General features: G+C 72.4%; 15 protein-coding genes and 1 pseudogene. 5 read left to right on the top strand and 11 right to left on the bottom strand.

What is annotated here, in order from left to right; genetic code table 11:
• Nucleotides 1-7: 7 nt before the first annotated feature.
• The 3 genes and pseudogenes from Q2K16_RS10265 to Q2K16_RS10275 all read left to right on the top strand — a co-directional run bounded on the left by Q2K16_RS10265 (nt 8) and on the right by Q2K16_RS10275 (nt 2,025).
• A pseudogene (locus tag Q2K16_RS10265) lies at nt 8-725 on the top strand (SDR family oxidoreductase).
• Nucleotides 722-1,354: a G/U mismatch-specific DNA glycosylase gene (gene mug, locus Q2K16_RS10270; protein WP_489671873.1), complete on the top strand. Its 633-nt coding sequence runs from the start codon at nt 722-724 to the stop codon at nt 1,352-1,354. The pseudogene Q2K16_RS10265 and the gene mug overlap by 4 nt, the downstream one beginning before the upstream one ends.
• A 233-nt stretch (nt 1,355-1,587) precedes the next feature.
• Nucleotides 1,588-2,025, top strand: a complete 438-nt coding sequence (locus Q2K16_RS10275; RefSeq protein WP_302744989.1) for a hypothetical protein — start codon at nt 1,588-1,590, stop codon at nt 2,023-2,025.
• A gap of 231 nt (nt 2,026-2,256) precedes the next feature.
• On the opposite strand, the gene Q2K16_RS10280 is transcribed toward Q2K16_RS10275, so the two are convergent.
• The 3 genes from Q2K16_RS10280 to Q2K16_RS10290 form a co-directional block, all read right to left on the bottom strand.
• Nucleotides 2,257-4,242, bottom strand: a complete 1,986-nt coding sequence (locus tag Q2K16_RS10280) for an ABC transporter ATP-binding protein (protein ID WP_302746428.1) — start codon at nt 4,240-4,242, stop codon at nt 2,257-2,259.
• A gap of 126 nt (nt 4,243-4,368) precedes the next feature.
• Complete coding sequence (locus Q2K16_RS10285; RefSeq protein ID WP_302744990.1) at nt 4,369-5,136, bottom strand: enoyl-CoA hydratase/isomerase family protein; 768 nt, start codon at nt 5,134-5,136, stop codon at nt 4,369-4,371.
• Between the two features lie 43 nt (nt 5,137-5,179).
• Nucleotides 5,180-5,407, bottom strand: coding sequence for a helix-turn-helix domain-containing protein (locus Q2K16_RS10290; protein WP_007072022.1), 228 nt, complete (start codon nt 5,405-5,407; stop codon nt 5,180-5,182).
• A 202-nt stretch (nt 5,408-5,609) separates the two neighbouring features.
• Between Q2K16_RS10290 and Q2K16_RS10295 the strand changes: the two genes are divergently transcribed.
• Nucleotides 5,610-6,212, top strand: a complete 603-nt coding sequence (locus Q2K16_RS10295; protein WP_302745008.1) for a cadmium resistance transporter — start codon at nt 5,610-5,612, stop codon at nt 6,210-6,212.
• Between the two features lie 112 nt (nt 6,213-6,324).
• Here the strand turns inward: Q2K16_RS10295 and Q2K16_RS10300 are convergent, their stop codons facing one another.
• Nucleotides 6,325-7,929 (bottom strand): ABC-F family ATP-binding cassette domain-containing protein, encoded by a 1,605-nt coding sequence (locus Q2K16_RS10300; protein WP_302745009.1) that lies wholly within the window; start codon nt 7,927-7,929, stop codon nt 6,325-6,327.
• Between the two features lie 246 nt (nt 7,930-8,175).
• Between Q2K16_RS10300 and ypfJ the strand changes: the two genes are divergently transcribed.
• Nucleotides 8,176-9,090 carry a KPN_02809 family neutral zinc metallopeptidase gene (gene ypfJ / locus Q2K16_RS10305; protein WP_302746429.1) on the top strand — a complete coding sequence of 305 codons (915 nt, stop codon included), beginning with the start codon at nt 8,176-8,178 and terminating at the stop codon, nt 9,088-9,090.
• A 289-nt stretch (nt 9,091-9,379) separates the two neighbouring features.
• Here ypfJ and Q2K16_RS10310 read toward each other — a convergent pair whose 3' ends face one another.
• The 7 genes from Q2K16_RS10310 to sufD form a co-directional block, all read right to left on the bottom strand.
• On the bottom strand, nt 9,380-10,045 hold the full coding sequence (locus tag Q2K16_RS10310; RefSeq protein WP_302745010.1) for an acVLRF1 family peptidyl-tRNA hydrolase: 666 nt from the start codon (nt 10,043-10,045) through the stop codon (nt 9,380-9,382).
• 241 nt (nt 10,046-10,286) lie between these two features.
• Nucleotides 10,287-10,802 (bottom strand): metal-sulfur cluster assembly factor, encoded by a 516-nt coding sequence (locus Q2K16_RS10315; RefSeq protein WP_302745011.1) that lies wholly within the window; start codon nt 10,800-10,802, stop codon nt 10,287-10,289.
• Nucleotides 10,799-11,275, bottom strand: coding sequence for a Fe-S cluster assembly sulfur transfer protein SufU (gene sufU / locus Q2K16_RS10320; RefSeq protein ID WP_302745012.1), 477 nt, complete (start codon nt 11,273-11,275; stop codon nt 10,799-10,801). Before sufU ends, Q2K16_RS10315 begins: the two co-directional genes overlap by 4 nt.
• On the bottom strand, nt 11,275-12,579 hold the full coding sequence (locus Q2K16_RS10325; RefSeq protein WP_088645040.1) for a cysteine desulfurase: 1,305 nt from the start codon (nt 12,577-12,579) through the stop codon (nt 11,275-11,277). The genes sufU and Q2K16_RS10325 overlap by 1 nt, the downstream gene beginning before the upstream one ends.
• 25 nt (nt 12,580-12,604) lie before the next feature.
• Nucleotides 12,605-13,378, bottom strand: a complete 774-nt coding sequence (gene sufC / locus Q2K16_RS10330; RefSeq protein ID WP_302745013.1) for a Fe-S cluster assembly ATPase SufC — start codon at nt 13,376-13,378, stop codon at nt 12,605-12,607.
• Nucleotides 13,378-13,722 (bottom strand): non-heme iron oxygenase ferredoxin subunit, encoded by a 345-nt coding sequence (locus Q2K16_RS10335; RefSeq protein ID WP_302745014.1) that lies wholly within the window; start codon nt 13,720-13,722, stop codon nt 13,378-13,380. The genes sufC and Q2K16_RS10335 overlap by 1 nt, the downstream gene beginning before the upstream one ends.
• Before the next feature lies 1 nt (nt 13,723).
• Complete coding sequence (sufD, locus tag Q2K16_RS10340; RefSeq protein WP_302745016.1) at nt 13,724-14,866, bottom strand: Fe-S cluster assembly protein SufD; 1,143 nt, start codon at nt 14,864-14,866, stop codon at nt 13,724-13,726.
• Between the last annotated feature and the right edge of the window lies 1 nt (nt 14,867).

Below are 14,867 nucleotides of genomic sequence, written 5' to 3' on the forward strand. Positions count from 1 at the left end.
TCGGGGCATGGATCTCGGACTCACCGATCGGGTGTACGTGTTGACCGGCGCCTCCCGGGGGCTCGGCTTCGCGACCGCGCGGTGCCTGGTCGCCGACGGGGCGCGGGTGGTCCTGTCGGCCCGGACGCCGGAGCGGGTCGCCGGGGCGGTCGAGCTGCTGGGCGGGCCCGACCACGCCATCGGCCTCGTCGCCGACCTGGCCGACCCCAGCCTGCCCGAGCGGCTGGTGATCGCCGCCCGGGAACACTTCGGCCAGCTCGACGGGGCGCTCGTCTCGGTGGGTGGGCCGCCCGCCGGCACCGCCGCCCAGGTCAGCGACGCGCAGTGGCGGGAGTCCTTCGAGACGGTCTTCCTGGGCACCGTACGGACGGCCCGGACGGTGGCCGCCGCGCTCACCGACGGCGGCGCGATCGGGCTGGTGCTGTCCACCTCGGCCCGCACCCCGATCACCGGCCTCGGCATCTCCAACGGCCTGCGGCCCGGCCTCGCCGGGGTGGCCAAGGACCTGGCCGACGAGCACGGCCCGCGCGGCGTCCGGGTACTGGGCCTGTTGCCCGGGCGCTTCCTGACCGACCGCAACCGGGAGTTGCTCGGCGACGACGAGACGGCCCGCGCCGCCGCGGAGGCCGGCATCCCGCTGCGCCGCGTTCCTGCTCTCCCCCGCCGCCGGCTACGTCACCGGGGTCAGCGTGCCGGTCGACGGCGGCGCGCTGCGCAGCCTGTGACCCCGCAGCGGGCGACGGGCCCCGCCGCCGTCCCCGGACCGCCCCGCCCCGCCCCCGGACCGGCACGACGGCCGGACCGGGCGGAGCTGGCCGCTGCGGCGGACCGCACCATCCCCGACGTGATCGGCCCCGGGCTGACGGTGCTCTTCGTCGGGATCAACCCGGGCCTCTGGTCGGCGGCCACCGGATGGCACTTCGCCCGGCCGGGCAACCGGTTCTGGCCGGCCCTGCACCGGGGCGGCTTCACCCCGCGTCAACTGCACCCGAGCGAGCAGGACACGCTGCCCGGGTACGGCCTGGGCATCACCAACATGGTGGCGCGGGCCAGCGCCCGGGCCGACGAGCTGACCCCGGCGGAACTGGTGGCGGGCGCACGGACGCTCACCGACAAGGTGACCCGGTACCGGCCGGCCTGGGTGGCCGTGGTCGGGGTGACCGCGTACCGGATCGGGTTCGCCCGGCCCCGGGCCGGCTTCGGCCCGCAGCCGGAACCGCTGGCCGGCGCGCGGCTGTGGGTGCTGCCCAACCCGAGTGGCCTGAACGCCCACTTCACCCCGCAGACCCTGGGGGCCGCCTTCGGCGAGCTGCGCGCGGCGGTGGCCGGCCACCCGCCGTCCCCCGCCGGCTGACCTCCGCCGCGCCGGCCACGACCACCGTCCGGACACTCACGGTACGTCGCGTCGCGCGTTCACGATGTGTCGTGTAAATGCCGACATTGAGGCAAGAAATTGCGAACGACGGATCGCGTTCCCATTGGCAGAGATTTATTTCGAGCGTGCTTTCGAGTTCACGTTGGTCTAACATTGGGTCCGCAATCGGCAACGCGCCGTTAACGCAATTCCCCATCACGTCGGGAGCAGTCATGCCACAAGTCCGTTCTTCCCGCTTCGTCCGCCTGCTGGCGGCGGGCGCCGCCGGGGCCGCCGCCGTGGCCTTGTTGCCCGCGGTCAGCGCCCAGGCGGGCACCTCATCGTTCACCGTCTCGGTCACGGGTGGCTACAACAACACCCTGCCACTCGGCACCGCCACCGGAACCGTCTCCGGGACGACTGGCGGCAACCAGGCGAGTTACTCGGTGACGCTGTGCGGACAGAGCACCTACCCGAGTTCCCAGGTGACCATCAAGGGCGGCACCGCCAGCGCCAGCCACACCGTTTACTACCAGAACTGCGAGACCTTCACCGGCGGCCTCGTCTCCGCCTACGGATTTACCAACATCGATGTCACCGTATCCGGTTCCACCTTCTATCCGGGCAGCCAGTACACGACGTACACGAAGTCCCGCACGGTGTACTTCTGAGTTGCACCGCACCGCATGACGGAACAGGCACCGAATTGACGACCGTCGGCCCGGCCAGTCGGTGAGTCGTCCCGGTGCCCGGCGTGGGGATCGCCGTCGCCACCGCAGACCAGGCCGGGGCCCGCTCCCCCGGGCCTGGTCTCGTACCGCCGGCGACAGCACGCCGTCGACCGGACGCATCCACCACCAGGCGGCCCGCGTCGACACCGCCCGTCGCCCCGGGACGGGCCGTCAGTTGGCCACGGCCGGAGGCCGCGCCTCCTGGGCGACGTAGGTGCCCATCGGCACGGTGGTGACGATCGGCTCGGACGGCTCGACGGCGTCCGGGTACGGGGTGGGCGAGTCGGCGACCGCGAACTGGGTGCGGTACAGCTCGGCGTAGAGCCCACCCACCGCGACCAGCTCGTCGTGCCGGCCCCGCTCGACGATCCGGCCGTCGTCGAGGACGAGGATCTGGTCGGCGTCGCGGACCGTGGAGAGCCGGTGCGCGATCACCAGCGCCGTCCGCCCGGTCAGCGCCACGGCCAGCGCCCGCTGCACCGCCGCCTCGCTCTCCGAGTCGAGGTGGGCGGTGGCCTCGTCGAGGATCACGATCGACGGGGCCTTGAGCAGCAGCCGGGCGATGGCGATGCGTTGCTTCTCTCCGCCGGAGAAGCGGTAGCCGCGCTCGCCGACGGTCGTCTCCAACCCGTCGGGCAGGGCACGTACCAGATCGGCCACCTGGGCACCGGCCAACGCCGCCCAGATCTCGTCGTCGGTGGCGTCCGGCTTGGCGTACCGCAGGTTCTCGGCGATCGTCTCGTGGAACAGGTGGGAGTCCTGGGTGACCACGCCGATCTCGTCGCGCAGCGAGGCGAGGGTGGCGTCCCGCACGTCGACCCCGCCGACCCGCACCTCGCCGTCGGTGACGTCGTAGATCCGGGAGATCAGCATGGACAGGGTCGACTTGCCGGCTCCGGACGGCCCGACCAGGGCCACCATCTGCCCCGGCTCGACCCGGAACGACACCCCCTTGAGCACCGGCTCGCCGGCCGTCCGGTCGAGGGTGGCGACCTCCTCCAGCGAGGCCAGCGAGACATCGGCGGCGGCCGGGTAGCGGAACCGGACGTCGCGGAACTCGACCCGCCCGGCACCCCGGGGCACCGGCACCGCGTCGGGCTTCTCCTCGATGCCGGGGCGCAGGTCGAGCACCTCGAAGACCCGGTCGAACGAGACCAGCGCGCTCATCACGTCGACCCGGACGTTGGACAGCGCGGTCAGCGGGCCGTAGAGGCGGGTGAGCAGCAGGGCGAGGGTGACCACGGTGCCGGCGCTGACCGCACCGGTGACCGCCAGCCAGCCACCGAGCCCGTAGGTGAGCGCCTGGGCCAGCGAGGCGACCAGCAGCATCGCCACGAAGAAGGTGCGTGAGTACATCGCCGACTGGATGCCGATGTCGCGGACCCGCTCGGCCCGGGCGGCGAACCGACCCGCCTCCACGTCGGGCGAGCCGAACAGCTTGACCAGCAGCGCCCCGGCAACCCCGAACCGCTCGGTCATGGTGGCGTTCATCTTGGCGTCGAGGTTGTACGACTCCCGGGTGATCTCGGCCAGCCGCCTGCCCACCCGCCGCGCGGGGATCACGAAGATCGGCAGCAGGATCAGCGAGAGCGTGGTGATCTGCCAGGAGAGGGTGAACATCACCCCGGCGGTGAGCACCAGTTGGATGACGTTGCTGACCACCCCGGACAGGGTGGAGGTGAACGCCCGCTGGGCACCCATCACGTCGTTGTTGAGCCGGCTGACCAGGGCCCCGGTCTGGGTGCGGGTGAAGAACTGCAACGGCATCCGCTGCACGTGGTCGTAGACCTTGGTCCGCAGGTCGAGGATGATGCCCTCGCCGATGCGGGCCGAGTACCAGCGTTGGACGAGGGAGAAGACCGCGTCGGCGACGGCCAGCCCGCCGATGACGAGGGCGAACCGCACGACCGTGGCACCGGCCTCCGGACCGCCGCCGCTGATCGCGTTGATCACGTGGCCGGCGAGCACCGGGGTGGCCACCCCGATCACGGCGGCGATCACCACGGTCACCAGGAAGATGACGATGTCCCGCCGGTAGGGGTGGGCGAACGCCATGATCCGCTTGGCGGTGCCGCGCTTGAGCCGGTGGGTGGAGACGTCGTCGCCGTGGCGGATCGACCGGAGCATGCTCCAGCCGACCATGTTGCCGCCCGTCATCGGGTTGGACATCGGTCACCTCCGTGTCGTGGCAGCACGCGCCGTCGGGTCAATTCTCCCGACGCCTACGACAACCCCGGTGGTAACCCGGCTCTTCCCGGGCAGTCCTTACCGACCGTCGGCCGGCTACTCGCCCCGGCCCGCGAGGTCACGCAGCCGGCGGGTCTGCGCCTCACGCTCGGCCCGCTGCTGCTCGGTGTGGGAGCGGCCGGCGGCACCGGCGAGCAGCGCCTTGATCTCCACCACCGCGTCCCGGTCGCCGGCGAGCAGGCCGGCGGCGAGGTCACGGACCGCCGCGTCCAGCTCGGCGTTCGGCACCACCAGGTTGGCCAGGCCGATCCGGTCGGCCTCGGCGGCGTCCATCCGCCGGCCGGTGGCGCACAGTTCCAGGGCGCGGGCGTAGCCGACCAGCTCGACCAGCCGCTTGGTGCCGGCCAGGTCGGGGACCAGACCGAGAGTGACCTCGGCCATCGACAGCGTGGCGTCCTCGGCGAGGACCCGCAGGTCGCAGGCGAGCGCGAGCTGGAAGCCCGCGCCGATCGCGTGACCCTGCACGGCCGCCACGGAGATCACGTCGGGGCGGTGCAGCCAGGTGAAGCCCTGCTGGTAACCGGCGATCCGGTCGGCGCACTCCTGCTCGGGCAGGGTGGACAGCTCGGCGAAGGAACCCGGCCCCTGGGCACCGGCCACCGACAGGTCGAGGCCGGCGGAGAACGACCGCCCCTCGCCGCGTACCACCACGACGCGCACGTCACCGGGCAGGTCCCGGGAGAAGTCGCTCATCGCGCGCCACATCGCCGGAGTCTGGGCGTTGAGCACGTCGGGCCGGCACAACGTGACCGTCGCGACCGGCCCGTCGCAGTGCAGTAGCACCCCGGTCGTCTCGGCGGTCACCGGACCACCCGGGGCGTGCTGACGGACGACGCTGGTGGGCGGGTCACGCCTTCTTGCGACGCCGGGCGCCGCCGCGCTGTCGCAGCTGTACACCGGACTCGGTGAGCACGCGGTGGATGAACCCGTAGGATCGCCCGGTCGAGGCGGCGAGCGCGCGGATGCTCTCCCCGCCGGTGTACCGCTTTACCAGGTCCTTGGCGAGCGTCTGACGCTCGGCTCCGACGATCCGGCGACCCTTCTCAGTGCTGGTGGCTGTGCCAGTGGCTGCCATGCTGATTCCTCACGTCCCAGACTGTGCGGTTCGATACGGTCCCACCTATTAGACCGTCTCGAACGATCATGCGCCAGATATCAACTCTTCGCCAACCGACACGCTATGCAGTGTCGTCAACCCGATAGAGTGACCCTCCGCCCGGTCAGCGGCTGGCACCGCGCCGTGACGGTCCTGGTGGACGGCCCGTAGCCTGCCGGTCGTGACCGACCTGCTGGGCGACGTGAGCGGGGCGACGGCCGTCTTCGCCGCCACCAACCTCGACGACATCGTGGTGCTGACCGTACTCTTCGTGGCCGCCCGCAGCACCGGACGACCCCGGCCGTGGCAGATCGTCACCGGTCAGTACCTGGGCATCGCCGCCCTCGTCGCGGCGGCCCTGGTGGTCGCCGCCGGCCTGCTGGTGGTGCCCGACCCGTGGACCGGCCTGCTCGGGCTGCTGCCGATCGCGCTCGGGGTCCGGGCGTTGCTGGCCCGCACCGACGACGACACCCCGCCGGCCGTGGTCGGCGGCCTGCTCGGGGTCGCCGGGGTGACGGTCGCCAACGGCGCGGACAACATCGCCGTCTACGTGCCGGTGTTCCGCTCCCTCGACCCGGCCACCGGACTGGTCTACCTGCTGGTCTTCGCGCTCCTGGTCGCCGTCTGGTGCGGTGCCGCCGCGCTGCTCGGCGGGCACCCCCGGGTGGTGCGCCTGGTCGGCCGGGCCGGACACTGGCTGGTCCCGGTCGTCTTCGTCGCCATCGGCCTGGTGATCCTGGTCGGCTCGGGCGTCCTCGGCCGGTTGGCCGACCTCGCCCGCTGACCACCGGACGCCCTCGTCCACGACCACCTGTCCGGCGACGTCGCCCGACCGACCACCGACCGGGCCGTCACCACGGGCCGCCGGCCCCGCCAACCGTCGCGGGCGGGGTCGGTCAGGCCAGTTCGACCAGTTCGAGGAGGTCGTCGCTCCAGGCGTCCTCGTCGCCGTCGGGAAGCAGGATCGCCCGGTCCGGCTTGAGCGCGAGCACCGCGCCCGGGTCGTGGGTGACCAGGACGATCGCCCCCGGGTAACGGGCGATGGCGTCGAGCACCTGCTCCCGGCTGACCGGGTCCAGGTTGTTCGTCGGCTCGTCGAGCAGCAGCACGTTCGCGCCGGAGCAGACCAGGGTGGCCAGGGCCAACCGGGTCTTCTCCCCGCCGGAGAGCACCCCCGCCGGCTTGTCGACGTCCTCGCCGGAGAAGAGGAACGCGCCGAGGATCTTGCGCAGGTCGGTGTCGGACTGCTCGAACGCGGCGCTGCGCATGTGCTCCAGCACCGTCCGGTCGACGTCGAGGGTCTCGTGCTCCTGGGCGTAGTAGCCCAGCCGCAGCCCGTGCCCGGCCCGCACCTCGCCGGTGTCCGGCGGGAGCAGGCCGCCGAGCATCCGCAGCAGCGTCGTCTTGCCGGCACCGTTGAGCCCCAGGATCGCCACCCGGGAACCCCGGTCCACCGCCACGTCCACGTCGGCGAAGATCTCCAGCGACCCGTACGACTTCGACAGGCCGGACGCGGTCAGCGGCGTCTTCCCGCACGCCGCCGGGGTCGGGAAGCGCACCTTGGCCACCTTGTCGGCCTGGCGCACCTCCTCCAGACCGGAGATCAGCTTCTCGGCCCGGCGGGCCATATTCTGCGCGGCGACGGTCTTGGTGGCCTTGGCCCGCATCTTGTCGGCCTGCGCCATCAGGGCGCCTGCCTTCTTCTCGGCGTTGGCCCGCTCCCGGCGGCGGCGACGCTCGTCGGTCTCCCGCGCCGCCAGGTACGCCTTCCAGCCCAGGTTGTAGACGTCGACCACGGAGCGGGTGGCGTCGAGGAACCAGACCTTGTTGACCACCGCCTCCAGCAGCGAGCCGTCGTGGGAGATCACGATCAACCCGCCCTTGTGGTTGGCGAGGAAACCGCGCAGCCAGGTGATCGAGTCGGCGTCGAGGTGGTTGGTGGGCTCGTCGAGCAGCAGGATGCCGCCGCCGTTCTCCCCCGCGTCGCGGAACAGGATGCGGGCCAGTTCGATACGGCGGCGCTGACCGCCGGAGAGGGTGCCGATGGTCTGGGCGAGCGCCCGGTCGGGCAGCCCCAGGTTGGCGCAGATCCGGGCGGCCTCGGCCTCGGCGGCGTACCCGCCCAGCGAGGCGAACTGGTCCTCCAGCGCACCGTAGCGGCGGACCAGCTTGTCGTCGGCGCCGTCGGCGAGCTGCTGCTCGATCTCGTTCATCTGGGCCATCAGCACGTCCAGCCCCCGGGCGGAGAGCACCCGGTCCCGGCCGGTGACCTCCAGGTCGCCGGTACGCGGGTCCTGCGGCAGGTACCCGATGGCGCTGCGCCTGTCGATCTGCCCGGCGTACGGCTGCCCCTCGCCGGCCAGTACCTTGAGGGTCGTGGTCTTGCCCGCGCCGTTACGACCGACCAGTCCGATCCGGTCACCGGGCTGCACCCGCAGGGTGGTGTCGGACAGGAGGATCCGGGAGCCGGCACGCAGTTCCAGGCCGGTGACACTGATCATTTCCGGTACTCGCTCTCGGGGGTCTGGAAGGGCTGGCTCAGGGCACGCGAAAGCGCCGGCGGGTCAGTGGTTCCCGTCGGCGCGGGGCGGTTCAGCCTTCGCAGCGCAGCACCCGACAAGTGTACCGGGCGGCCCGACGCACACCGCCCGGATTACCGTACAAGATCATCGGGTACCGAAAACGCCGTCCGGACCCGGTCCGGTAGCGCAACCCTCAGACGTGACGAATCGGTGATCGGGGTCAACATGGAGCTGAACGAGAACGCGCGGATCGACACCGGCCAGGTGGACGATCGGCGGGGGTCCGGTGGGGGTGGCGGGGGCATCCCGATCCCGCTCCCGGGCGGCGGCGGGCGCGGCGGCATCGTCGGCCTGATCATCGCCGTGCTGGTGGCCCTGGTGGGCGGCGGTTTCGGACTGAACGCCATGACCGGCGGCGGGTCCGAAACGGGCGACAACACGGCCCTGGAGCAGAAGTGCTCCGCCGACGACGCGCTCAAGCAACTGGACTGCCGCAACACCCTCTACGTCAACTCGATCCAGGCGTACTGGCGCACCGCCCTGCCCGAGCGGTTCGGCCAGCAGTACCAGCCGTCCAAGACGGTCTTCTTCAGCCAGGGCGTCAACACCGGCTGCGGCCAGGCCGACTCCGGCGTCGGACCGTTCTACTGCCCCGCCGACGACCTGGTCTACATCGACCTGACCTTCTACCAGACCCTCGCCGACCAGCTCGGCGCCGAGGGTGAGTTCGCCCAGCCGTACGTGCTGGCCCACGAGTACGGCCACCACGTGCAGGATCTGCTCGGCACCGAGGCGCAGATGCGCCGCCAGCAGCAGCGGGACCCGGGCAGCGCCAACGCGCTCTCGGTCAAGCTGGAACTCCAGGCCGACTGCTACGCCGGCGCGTGGGCCAAGAACGCCACCGGCACCGCCGACGAGCAGGGCCAGAAGATCTTCAAGAGCATCACCGAGCAGGACATCGCGCAGGCGATCGACACCGCCGAGAAGATCGGCGACGACGCCATCTCCAAGCGGGCCAACCGCCCGGTCAACCCGGACGAGTTCACCCACGGCTCCTCCGAGCAGCGCAAGCAGTGGTTCACCAAGGGCTACACCACCGGTGACCCGAAGTCCTGCGACACCTTCGGCGGCAGCCTCTGACCGGCACCGGTCGGCAGGTCGCGGCGGTCGGCGGGGCGCACGCCCCCGGCCGCCGTCGCCGTTCCCGGCGGTGTCGTCATCCCGGGCAGTCGTCGCCATCGCGGCGGCTGCCGCCGTTCCCGGGGACGTCGCCGTACCGGACGGTGTGACCGCCGGTGCCGTGCCGGCTGCGATCGTCGGCCCGGCCGTGCCGTCGTCCCGGCCCGGTGCGCTCCCCGGCTGCGGCCCTGGCTGGTGCCGTCCCGGGCTGCGGCCGGCGTCCCCCGCCGCAGCGGGGTGTCGGCCGGGTTCAGGCCGGGTCGCGGACCAGGACGTGCACCGCGCGGGCGGCGGCGATCGCGCCGACCAGCACCGCGTGCCGGGGTTCGGGCACGTCGAGCAGCCGCTCGGCCCGCAGTCCGGCGAGCGGGGCCAGCCGCCGGTCGGCCAGGACCGTGTCGACGGCCCGCCGGTCACCGCCGCAGACCAGCGCCGCCAGCGTCGCCGCCTCCGGCAGCAGCAGTCGTACGGCCAGTTCCGCCGCGTCGCCCAGGGCCGCCCTGGCCTGGTTGTCCCGCCGCCTGGCGAACCGTTGCTGCGACCAGCCCCCGGCGGCGGTGCGGCCCTGTACGTACCGGGTGTCCACCTTGGAGACCAGCAGTTCGGTGCCGAGCGCCACACCGACCGCCACCGCGCCCTTGCGGGCCAGCAGCAGCCCGAGCCGGCGGGGCGCGACGGCGGCGTCGACGAACCCCGGCACGTCGTCGACCGGCCGGGCCGCCGCCCCGGTGCCGCCGCCCGGCGGGAGGTGCAGCTCGGCGGTCGCCCCGTCGGCGGCGGTGAGCAGCAGGCCGTACCCCTGCGGGGAGACGGCAGGTGGGCCGTGCCGGTCGGTGAAGCCCTCCACCCAGCGGGCGACGCGGGTCGGATCGACCTCGATCCACCGGCCGCCACCGGCCGCAGGTCGGCTGCTCATCACCCGACCGTACGGCACGGCGGACGGCGGCACGGCGGACGGCTCACCGCACGTCGGCAGCCCGACGGTCGGACGCCGCCGGGGCGGGCGGGGACGACGCGGCGGCCGCGCCGACCCGCAACGAGGTACGGGCGCTGAGCCCGGATTGTCCGCCGCCACTGGGCCGGCAGGGCAGGGCGGGTGGACGACTGCGGGCGCGGCACCCGGTGGGGGTGCCGCGCCCGCGAGGTCGGACCGGAGGTCAGACGTTGAAGCCGAGGGAGCGGAGCTGGTCCCGCCCCTCGTCAGTGATCTTGTCCGGCCCCCACGGCGGCAGCCAGACCCAGTTGATCCGGATGTCGTCGACCAGTCCCCCGCCGGGGCCGGTGGTCAACGCCTGCCGGGCCTGGTCCTCGATCACGTCGGTGAGCGGGCAGGCCGCCGAGGTCAGCGTCATGTCCAGGGTGGCGACGTTCTGGTCGTCCACGTGGACGCCGTACACCAGGCCGAGGTCGACCACGTTGATGCCGAGTTCGGGGTCGACGACGTCCTTCATCGCCTCCTCGATGTCGGCGAGGGCCGCCCGGTTGCCGGTCGACGCGGCGGCCTCCGCCGGGCCGGCGGCGGCCGGGGTGCCGGTGACGCCGTCGGCGGCCGGGGTCGCGGCGGCGTCCGCCGGGCCGGCGGCACCGTTGGTGGCCGGCGGCGTCACCGCGTCGGTCGTCGTACTGGCGTCGCCGGTCTCCGGCGTCGCCGCGGTAGCGGTGTTCTCGCTCATGCCTCCACCTCCGTCGGGCTCACGCCCACCCCCGCGCGTGCCGCGGCGTCCTTGAACGCCATCCACGGCAGCAGCGCGCACTTGACCCGGGCCGGGTAGCGGGCGACACCCGCGAACGCCACCCCGTCACCGAGTAGTTCCTCGTCCGGCGTGACCTGGCCACGGCCGGACATCAACGCCACGAACCCCGCGTGCACGGCGGCGATCTCCTCCGCGCACCGGCCGGAGAGCCGGTCGTACAGCACGCTCGCCGACGCCTGGCTGATCGAACAGCCGGCCCCGTCGTACGAGATGTCCACCACGATGTCGTCGACGGCGGCCACCCGTACGGTGACCTCGTCGCCGCAGGTCGGGTTGACGTGGTGCGCCTCGCCCACCTCGGCGTCGGGGTCGTCGGCGTCGCGCAGCCCACGCCCCTGCGGGCGCTTGTAGTGGTCCAGGATGATGTCCTGGTAGAGCTGGTCCAGCTGCATCAGTCGAAGATCCTCCGCACCTGTTCGAGACCCGCCACCAGGGCGTCGATCTCCTCAGTGGTGGTGTACAGGTAGAACGACGCCCGGGTCATCGCCGGCACCCCGAACCGGGTGCAGACCGGCTTGGCGCAGTGGTGGCCCACCCGCACCTGCACGCCGAGCGAGTCGAGGACCTGCCCGACGTCGTGCGGGTGCACGTCGCCGAGCGCGAACGAGATCGTGCCGCCCCGGCCGACCGGCACCGTCGGGCCGAAGATCCGCAGCCCCGGCACGGTCGCGAGGGCGTCCAGCGCGTACGCGGTCAGCTCCTTCTCGTGCCACTGGATCGCCCGCATCCCGACGCCGGTGAGGTAGTCGACCGCCGCGCCGAGCGCGACGGCCTCGGCGATCGGCGGGGTGCCCGCCTCGAACCGGGCCGGCGGCGCGGCGAACGTGGACCGGGCCATCGACACCGTCTCGATCATCGAGCCGCCGCCCATGACCGGGGGCATCGCGGCGAGCAGTTCGCCCCGCCCCCACAGCACGCCGATGCCTGTCGGCCCGCACATCTTGTGCCCGGTGAACACGATGAAGTCGGCGTCCAGGTCGACCACGTCGATCGGCTGGTGCGGCACCGACTGCGAGCAGTCGAGCAGCAGCAGCGCACCCACCTGGCGGACCCGTTCGGTGATCCGGGCGGTGGCGTTGACCGTGCCGAGGATGTTGGAGGTGTGCACCAGCGCGACGATCTTCGTCCGCTCGGTGACCAGGTCCGCCAACCCCGACTCGTCCAGCCGGCCGGTGTCGGTGACCGGGAACCAGCGCAGCGTCGCGCCCGTCCGCTCGGCCAGCAGCTGCCACGGGACGATGTTCGAGTGGTGCTCCATCTCGGAGATCACGATCTCGTCGCCGGGGCCGAGCCGGAACCGCTCGTCGGCGTCGGCGCGCAGCGAGGCGTTGGAGAAGGCGTACGCCACCACGTTGATCGCCTCGGTGGAGTTCTTGGTGAACACCACCTCGTCCACGCTCGGCGCGTTGACGAACGCGGCGATCTTGGCCCGCGCCCCCTCGTACGCCTCGGTCGCCTCGGTGCCCAGGGTGTGCACCGAGCGCGACACGTTGGCGTTGTGCATCGCGTAGTGCCCGGCGAGCACGTCGAGCACCTGCCGGGGCTTGTGCGAGGTGTTGGCGCTGTCGAGGTAGACCAGCCGGTGCCCGTTGACCTCCCGGTCGAGGATCGGGAAGTCGGCCCGCACCGCGGCCACGTCGAAGCGCGGCACGTCGTCGTACTGCGGCATCCCGTCCGGGATGGCGATGGTGGTCATCTCAGCGGTCCCCGTCCGTGTGTGTTCAGGCCCGCGCCGCGCCGGCTCCGGCGACGTACCGCTCGTAGCCCTCGTCCTCAAGCTTGTCGGCCAGCTCCGGGCCGCCCTGCTCGACGATCCGGCCGGCCACGAAGACGTGCACGAAGTCGGGCTTGATGTAGCGCAGGATGCGGGTGTAGTGGGTGATCAGCAGCAGGCCGGTGTCGCCGGTGTCGCGGACCCGGTTGACCCCTTCGCTGACCACCCGCAGCGCGTCCACGTCGAGCCCGGAGTCGGTCTCGTCGAGGATGGCGATCTTGGGCTTGAGCAGCTCCAGCTGCACGATCTCGTGCCGCTTCTTCTCACCACCGGAGAAGCCCTCGTTGACGTTGCGCTGGGCGAACGCCGGGTCCATCTGGAGCTTCTCCATCGCGCCGCGCAGCTCGCCGCCCCAGGTACGCAGCTTCGGGGCCGCGCCGTCGATGGCGGTCTTGGCCGTGCGCAGGAAGTTCGCCACCGAGACGCCGGGCACCTCGACCGGGTACTGCATGGCCAGGAAGAGGCCGGCGCGGGCCCGCTCGTCGACGGTCATCTCCAGCACGTCGGCACCGTCGAGGGTCACCGAGCCGCCGGTGATCTCGTACTTGGGGTGGCCGGCGACCGAGTACGCCAGGGTCGACTTGCCGGAGCCGTTCGGGCCCATGATCGCGTGGGTCTCCCCCGACCGCACGGTCAGGTCGACACCGGACAGGATCGGCTTGAGCTCACCCTCGGGCAGCTTGACCGACACCTTCAGGTCGCGGATCTCCAGGGTGCTCATTATCGGGTCACTCCATTGCTCGGCGTCGGGCGGCCGTCGGCGCCCACGGGAAGGTAGATGTCGCCGTCGCGGACCTCGACGGCGTAGACGGGAACGGGTTCGGTGGCGGGCAGCCCGGTGGGCTCACCCGTGCGCAGGTCGAAGCGGGAACCGTGCAGCCAGCACTCCAGCGTGCAGCCCTCGACCTCACCCTCGGAGAGGGCGACCGAGGCGTGCGAGCACTCGTCGTACACGGCGTAGAACCCGCCGTCGGTGCCGTGCACGACGGCGATCGGGACGCCGTCCACGTCGGCGCTGATCACGGTGCCCTGCGGCACGTCCCCGGTCGCGCAGATCCGGATCATGTCAGGCCCCGGCCTTCGTGAGCCGGGCCTCGATCGCGTCGCCGAGCCGCTCACGCAGCGGCTCGACCGGGATCTTGTTGATCACCTCGGCGAAGAAGCCCCGGACCACCAGGCGACGCGCCTCGTCCGCCGGGATGCCCCGGGCCATCAGGTAGAACAGCTGCTCGTCGTCGAACCGGCCGGTCGCGCTGGCGTGGCCTGCGCCGGCGATCTCGCCGGTCTCGATCTCCAGATTGGGTACGGAGTCCGCCCGCGCGCCGTCGGAGAGCAGCAGGTTCCGGTTGATCTCGTACGTGTCGGTGCCGGTCGCCTCGGCCCGGATCAGCACGTCGCCCACCCAGACGGTGTGCGCCTCGTCGCCCTGCAACGCGCCCCGGTAGCCGACGTGGCTGCGGCAGTCAGGCACGTTGTGGTCGACGAGCTGCCGGTGCTCCAGGTGCTGGCCGCCGTCGGCGAAGTAGACGCCGTACAGTTCGGCCTCGCCGCCCCGGCCGGTGTACTCGACCGTGGTGAACTGGCGGACCAGGTCGCCGCCCAGGCTGACCTGGACGTGCGAGACCTTGGCGTCGCGCCCGAGGCGGATCTTCAGGTGCTGGGCCTGCACCGCGTCGGCGGCCCAGTCGGCGACCGTGACCAGGGTCAGCTTCGCCCCGTCGGCCACCGCCACCTCGACGTTGTCGGCCAGCGTCGCCGCACCGACGTGCTCCAGCACCAGCACCGCCTCGGCGAACCGGCCCACGTCGACGAACGTGTGCCCGAAGGCCAGCCCGGCGGCGTCGTCCCCGACCACCCGCAGGCTCACCGGCGCGTCGAGCACGGCCTCGGCCGCGACCTCGACCAGCAGCGCCTCACCGGCACCGCCGTAGGCGAGCGCGCTGATCCGGTCGACCGGGGTGAGCACGCTGCCCACCCGGGGGTCGTCCCGGCCGATCCGCCCGACGGTGACGCCCGCCGGCAGGTCGGCGTACTCGTGGCGGACCGTGCCGGTGGCGGCCTGCGCCCCGTCGGTCAGCCCACGGAGCCGCTTGAGCGGGGTGAAGCGCCACTCCTCCTCCAGGCCGGTCAGGGCCGGGAAGTCGGCGACGTCGTACGAGCGGAGCGCCTGCGACTTGGTGCTGGGCGGCGCGGAAGCCTGGGTAGTCATC

It is taken from the genome of Micromonospora cynarisoli, assembly GCF_030518815.1.
Taxonomy (GTDB): domain Bacteria; phylum Actinomycetota; class Actinomycetes; order Mycobacteriales; family Micromonosporaceae; genus Micromonospora; species Micromonospora wenchangensis.